Origin of the sequence: Microcystis sp. M53602_WE12, from assembly GCF_030065455.1 — a bacterium.
Classification (GTDB): Bacteria; Cyanobacteriota; Cyanobacteriia; order Cyanobacteriales; family Microcystaceae; genus Microcystis; species Microcystis aeruginosa.
On record NZ_JASJFB010000838.1, the window covers coordinates 1 to 6,489 of the forward strand.

The 6,489-nt window shown below is 44.3% G+C and carries 5 protein-coding genes; 4 read left to right on the plus strand and 1 reads right to left on the minus strand.

All coding sequences use genetic code 11. The features are described from left to right. Positions 1-246 precede the first annotated feature (246 nt). The 4 genes from PX482_RS25625 to PX482_RS25640 all read left to right on the plus strand — a co-directional run bounded on the left by PX482_RS25625 (position 247) and on the right by PX482_RS25640 (position 5,488). Positions 247-2,262, plus strand: coding sequence for a GspE/PulE family protein (locus PX482_RS25625; RefSeq protein ID WP_002763111.1), 2,016 nt, complete (start codon positions 247-249; stop codon positions 2,260-2,262). 138 nt (positions 2,263-2,400) lie between these two features. Beyond that, the gene (locus PX482_RS25630; protein ID WP_002763113.1) at positions 2,401-3,501 is read left to right on the plus strand and encodes a type IV pilus twitching motility protein PilT; all 1,101 of its coding nucleotides are present in this window, start codon (positions 2,401-2,403) and stop codon (positions 3,499-3,501) included. A 141-nt stretch (positions 3,502-3,642) separates the two neighbouring features. Next, the gene (locus tag PX482_RS25635; protein ID WP_288093980.1) at positions 3,643-4,857 is read left to right on the plus strand and encodes a type II secretion system F family protein; all 1,215 of its coding nucleotides are present in this window, start codon (positions 3,643-3,645) and stop codon (positions 4,855-4,857) included. A 94-nt stretch (positions 4,858-4,951) separates the two neighbouring features. Beyond that, the gene (locus PX482_RS25640) at positions 4,952-5,488 is read left to right on the plus strand and encodes a hypothetical protein (protein WP_002763116.1); all 537 of its coding nucleotides are present in this window, start codon (positions 4,952-4,954) and stop codon (positions 5,486-5,488) included. A gap of 258 nt (positions 5,489-5,746) precedes the next feature. On the opposite strand, the gene PX482_RS25645 is transcribed toward PX482_RS25640, so the two are convergent. After that, positions 5,747-6,489: TIGR03936 family radical SAM-associated protein (locus PX482_RS25645; protein ID WP_288123201.1), on the minus strand; the 743-nt coding region annotated here is incomplete at its 5' end.

The window sequence follows — 6,489 nt, forward strand, 5'->3', positions numbered from 1 at the left end:
GCTCAGCATCCCTATAAAACTCAAATCTTGGACTTCCATTCCTGCAAAACCCAATGGGCAACTCGTTCACTCTATTTTGAGGGACAGAAGCGAAATCAATTCTGTATCCTACACTACCGTTTGAATTTGGAATTGCTGGAGCGACCCCGATAGATAATCGGTGATCTAGAAAAATTTTTGCTAGAATGCAATTTTACCAGTAAAATTGGGAACATTTAAGGGTAGTGGAGAGTTTAAGAATCGTCTATGACATTTTCTTCCAAGAAAACCCGTGCCGTTGCCCTACGCAATTACTTTTCCCCCTTTGGTAACAAGTTGGTGCAGTCGGGATATATCGGTGCCGACCAAATGCAACAAGCCCTAGTGGAAACACGGAAATCGGGACGATCGCTAGTAGAAATATTACAACAACTAACTGGGCGCCCTTTGCCCCCGGATTTGCAGCGACAGTACAAGAAAAATCAGTTATTTGAATTAAAAATTCTCTACGGAGTCGAATCGATCGACCCCGAATTAAGCGATGTGGATGGACTGGAAATAGCCCGATTGATCGATTCTTTGATTCCGATCGATCTTTGTCGTCGCTATCGTCTCATCCCCCTGCGAAAGATCGAAGGAGAGCCGGCTGCGATTTTGATAGCCATGGTCGATCCCGACAACCTCGAGGCTTCCGACGATATTAATCGTATTCTCCGCCCCAGGGAGTTAGGTTTACAGCGTTTGGTGATTACTAGCGAAGATTATGAAAGATTACTGGAAAAATTCCACTCGGCTCAATCGGAATTAGAACAGGAAAAAGCCCGACTGCAAAAAGAAAAAGAACTAGAAAAACTCTCGGATCTCACTGGTATTGTCAGCAATATTGAGGTGGCCTCTGGTGCGGCTAACGATGAAGTGGCCGATGATCTCGGAGAAGGGGAAGCTAATCAAGCTCCCGTCATCAACCTCGTCAATAAAATTATAGCTAAAGCCCTACAGGAAGGGACTTCCGATATTCACATCGAACCCCAAGAAGAATTCCTGAAAATTCGCTTTCGCAAAGATGGAGTTCTTCATCAAGCTTTTGAGCCACTGCCGAAAAGAATTACCCCGGCGGTTACAGCCCGTCTTAAAATCATGGCCGAGCTCGATATCGCCGAACGTCGTCTTCCCCAAGATGGTAAAATTCGGCGGATGTATCAAGGGCGGAAAGTGGATTTTCGGGTTAATACCCTGCCCAGTCGCTACGGGGAAAAAGTCTGTTTACGGATTCTCGATAACTCGGCCACCCAGTTGGGTTTAGATAAACTGATCACCGATCAAAAGACCCTGCAAATCGTCCGAGACATGGCCAGTCGTCCCTTTGGTCTGTTGCTGGTGACAGGCCCGACCGGTTCGGGGAAATCCACCACTCTATACTCGGTGTTAGCGGAAAGAAATCACCCCGGGGTCAATATTAGTACGGCCGAAGATCCGATCGAATATTCTCTACCAGGCATCACCCAGGTGCAGGTAATTCGCGAAAAAGGCATGGATTTCGCCTCGATTCTGCGGGCATTCATGCGACAAGACCCGGATGTGATTCTGGTGGGAGAAACTAGGGACAAGGAAACGGCCAAAACAGCGATCGAGGCCGCCCTAACCGGTCACTTGGTCCTAACTACCCTACACACCAACGATGCCGCAGGTGCGATCGCTCGTCTCGATGAGATGGGGGTTGAACCGTTTATGATTTCTGGTTCTCTCTTGGGAGTCTTGGCCCAGCGTCTCGTGCGGCGCGTCTGTAGCCAGTGTCGAGTCGCCTATCACCCCAGTCAAGAGGAATTAGCCCGTTTTGGTCTTTCCGCCGCCAATGAACGGGAAGTGACCTTTTATAAGGCTAATACCCTCACCCTTGAGGAAATTCAACAGGCGCGAAAACAGGGCAATCTCTGCCTTAAGTGTAGCGGCAGCGGTTATAAAGGTCGCATTGGTGTCTATGAGGTAATGCAGAATAGTGAACGACTACAGCAGTTAATTAACCAAGGGGCAACCACCGATCGCATTAAGGAGACGGCCGTCGATGAGGGCATGGTGACACTCCTAGCCTATAGTTTAAATCTGGTGCGCGAGGGTTACACCACCCTCGAAGAAGTGGAACGGGTGACATTTACCGATTCCGGTCTGGAAGCGGAACTAAAAGCCAAACGGAAAAGCGGTTTAATCTGTCGTGGTTGTCGCGCCGAACTACAACCAGAATGGCTCGATTGTCCCTATTGTATGACACCGCGATTTAGTGATTAAGACAGTTTTTCAGTTATCAGTTATGAGATTTGAGTTTTAAGTAAGGAGTATTAAGTGAGTAGTCTTAAATAGCACTTTCCCAATGTCTTTTCACTGGTTACTGTTCACTGATTTTACCTTAGAGATGGGGTTTAACTTATGGAATTAATGATCGAAGATTTAATGCAACAATTGGTCGAGATGGGCGGTTCTGATATGCACATTCAGTCTGGGGCACCAGTCTATTTTCGCATTAGTGGCAAACTGTCCCCGATTAATGAAGAATCTTTAACCCCGCAAGATTGTCAGAAATTGATTTTTAGTATGCTCAATAATACTCAAAGAAAAGAGTTAGAGCAGAATTGGGAATTAGACTGTTCCTACGGGGTGAAAGGATTAGCAAGATTTAGGGTCAATGTTTATAAAGAAAGGGGGGCTTATGCAGCTTGTTTACGGGCTTTGTCCTCTAAAATTCCTAACTTTGAACAATTAAATTTACCTAGAGTAGTACGGGAGTTATCGGAAAGACCGCGGGGATTAATTCTCGTAACTGGCCAAACAGGTTCGGGTAAAACTACCACTTTAGCGGCAATTTTAGACTTAATTAATCGGACTAGGTCTGAACATATTTTAACGGTAGAAGACCCAATTGAATACGTTTTTCCTAATATAAAAAGTCTGTTTCACCAACGACAAAAAGGAGAAGATACCAAGAGTTTTGCTAACGCTTTAAGAGCATCTTTACGGGAAGATCCTGATATTATCCTTGTGGGAGAAATGCGGGATTTAGAAACAATTAGTTTGGCAATCACGGCGGCAGAAACTGGTCACTTAGTCTTCGGAACCCTACACACTAGCTCGGCAGCGGGAACAGTGGATCGGATTATTGACGTTTTTCCTGCTAACCAACAGGCACAAATTCGCGCCATGTTATCCAATTCTTTACTAGCAGTTTTTAGTCAAAACCTAGTCAAGAAAAAAAATCCTAAACCGGGGGAATTTGGTCGGGCAATGGTACAGGAAATCATGGTGGTAACTCCAGCGATCGCTAATCTAATTCGGGAAGGAAAAGCCCCCCAAGTCTATTCAGCAATTCAAACGGGAATGAAGTTAGGAATGCAAACCATGGAACAGGGATTAGCTAATTTAGTTGTTAGGGGTGTTGTCTCTTTGGAAGAGGCCATTTCTAAAAGCGGTAAACCCGATGAATTACAACGTCTTATCGCCGGGGCCAGCGCTAACGCTAAAGCCCGGATTTAATCCTAAATCCTGTTTAAAAGGTATAGGAGAGTGGGAAGTTTTTTGCTGTAAACAGTGAACTGATAACTGATAACTGATAACTGATAACTGATAACTGATAACTGATAACTGATAACTGATAACTGATAACTGATATGTCCTATGCCTAATTTTGTCGCACAAGTTAAAAACGGCTCTGGAAAAGTTTTCCAAGAGAAAGTTGAGGCCATGTCTCCCGAACAGGCCCGGACGATGCTGAAGGCGAAATATGCCGCCGTCGGTAAAGTCAAAAAAGTGAGGGGAGAGATCGATCTTTCCGGTTTACAGTTGATGTTTGCCAGCATTTCCATCAAAGATAAAGCGGTTTTTTCCCGTCAATTTTCGGTAATGATTAATGCTGGTGTGGCGATTGTGAGATGTTTGGGAGTTTTGGGGGATCAATGCGGTAATCCCAAGATGAAAAAAGCTCTACAAGCGATTAGTGCTGAGGTACAGCAAGGGACTCCGTTATCGGAAGCGATGGCCAAACATCCCGAATGTTTTGATGAACTTTATGTCAGTATGATCGAAGCTGGAGAGACGGGGGGGGTACTCGATGAAGTGCTGAACCGTCTCTCGAAACTTTTGGAAGATATGGCCCGCTTGAAAAACCAGATTAAATCAGCGATGACCTATCCGGTAGCGGTGGGAATTTTGGCGGTAATTGTGTTTTTCGGGATGACAATTTTTTTAATTCCCGTGTTTGCGAAAATTTTCACCGATTTAAACGTGCCACTACCAGCTTTAACGCAATTTATGCTCTTTTTAAGTGGTGTGATGCGTAGTTGGTTGATTTTAATTCCGATTGTCACCATTGTTGCCACGGTTTTTTTACTGCGTCGCTATTACAAAACCCCGATGGGTCGTCTGCAAATTGACCATTTTTTCCTTAAAATGCCTCTTTTTGGTGATTTGAATGAAAAGTCGGCTGTGGCTAGATTTTGCCGGGTTTTTGGGACTCTGACGCGTTCTGGTGTCCCAATTTTAAGTTCCCTCGACATCGTTTGTAATACGGTGGGTAATCAGGTAATTGCCAATGCGATCGCTGGTGCCAAGGCGGAAATTCAGCAGGGGGGAATGATGAGTTTGGCCCTACAAAAAGCCAATGTTTTCCCAGCTTTGGCAATTCAAATGATTAGTATTGGGGAGGAAACGGGAGAATTAGATGCCATGATGATGAAAGTGGCGGATTTCTACGAAGATGAGGTGGAACAGGCCGTTAAAGCTTTAACCAGTATCATTGAACCCTTGATGATGGTTGGTGTTGCGGGGATGGTGGGAATTATTCTTTTGTCTATGTACTTGCCCATGTTTAAAATCTTCGATGCGTTGGGATAAGTTGAGCAGTGATCAGTGATCAGTGACTATTGCCGGTAGCTGGAAATCAGCAAGATTTGAATTTTCATCTCCTTTTATTTGATTAGGTGAATCTGTGTCTTACGAAACTTTATTAGCGGAATATAGCTGTCGTGAGGGGGCGATCGAATTATTGCGACAATATCGCCCCTATTTAGAGTTAATTCCTAGTATGCGTCGTCCTGAAGAGAGTTTAATTACTATTCCCTTGCCCTTGGTCAGAATTCGTCCATCTTCTGCCCTTGAATCTAGAAAGATGGTACAATTAGCTTGTGATTTGGCGATTCTGATGTGTGATCCGGAATGGAAAATTAAATTAGGTTCAGAAATCCTGATTTTTATCCATCGTCCGGGGGAAGATTTTTCTGATTTGTTGAAACGCTGGCGCGAAACCCAAATATGTTTAGATAAAGAATATGAATGGTTAATGCCCCCCAGAGAACAACATATGTTTAGTGAAGGTGCAGAAACAATTCATCCTTTATTTGTGGTTTTTGATCAAACGGCCGAGAGAATAAAAAAGGGTTTAAGAGGGGCTTTTTTACCGATGGTTGTTCAAAGTTATCGGCCAGCTTTGATTGATGATTGCTTAGAATTAGTCGATCAAGATTAGCTGACTCTCTTAAGTAGGGTCTGCTGAAAAAGTTTTTCGTGGGGACAGGGTGTGGGGTGTGGGGTGTAGGGTTTTAGCGATTTTGAGGGGGTCAATTACCTAATTTTCAGGGAAAAAGTCCAGTAATTTTCCCCCCGATCACTCCCAGATCTGGTACTTTTTGATTGACAAAAAGTCTAAAAGTCTTACCCAACAAGGTTTTTAGATTTATTCAGCCAACCCTACTTAGTTTAGTATAAAGGGAACAGTTGACGATGGTTAAGCGCCTAAAATCAAGCGCTGACGATGAAAATTCAGCAGCGAAAGTTCTTGGCCAGAAACCCTTTCTAACATCTCGACGATATGATCGGGCTGTAGTAAAGTGCCATCATTGCGACAACTGCCCACATAGCACAAAACGGCTTGTTTGTCAACAGTTTTTAACTCTAATTCATATAATTGTTCTCGCAGATTAATCGTGACTTTTTTGCCGGATTTGGTGGTTTTTTCCCGTTCCATCACCGTTGCTTGTTTAATCGCCTCGATCCAATTTTGCCATTGTTGGCAGTCAATTCCCTCACTGTTAAAAGTGAGCAAATACGCAGCTTTTTCTAACAAACGGGTGGCAGCGGGAGCATTTAAGGGAATTTCTTCCACCTGATACACTGGTAAATCTGCGGGCAATTGTGCGCTTAATTGCTGTTTAAACCTCTCTAAATCCATCACTTTTGTCAATTCAAAATCGACAATCTCACCGCTACTGGTTGCTCCCAAGGATAAAGCATTGGCGATCGAAATGCGCGGACCAGGGTGAAATCCACCGGTAAAGGAAATGGGAATAGCAGCGCGACGGACGACGCGATCAAATAAACGCACCAGATCCAAGTGGCTAACTAAGGCCATTTCGCCAATTTTGCCAAACCAAACCCGAATTCTTTGGGCGCGTTCTTGATTGGGTTGAAAATGTCCAGCAAAAGCGGGAATCGGGGGCGCTTCAATGACGATATTATGACCAAAATCGA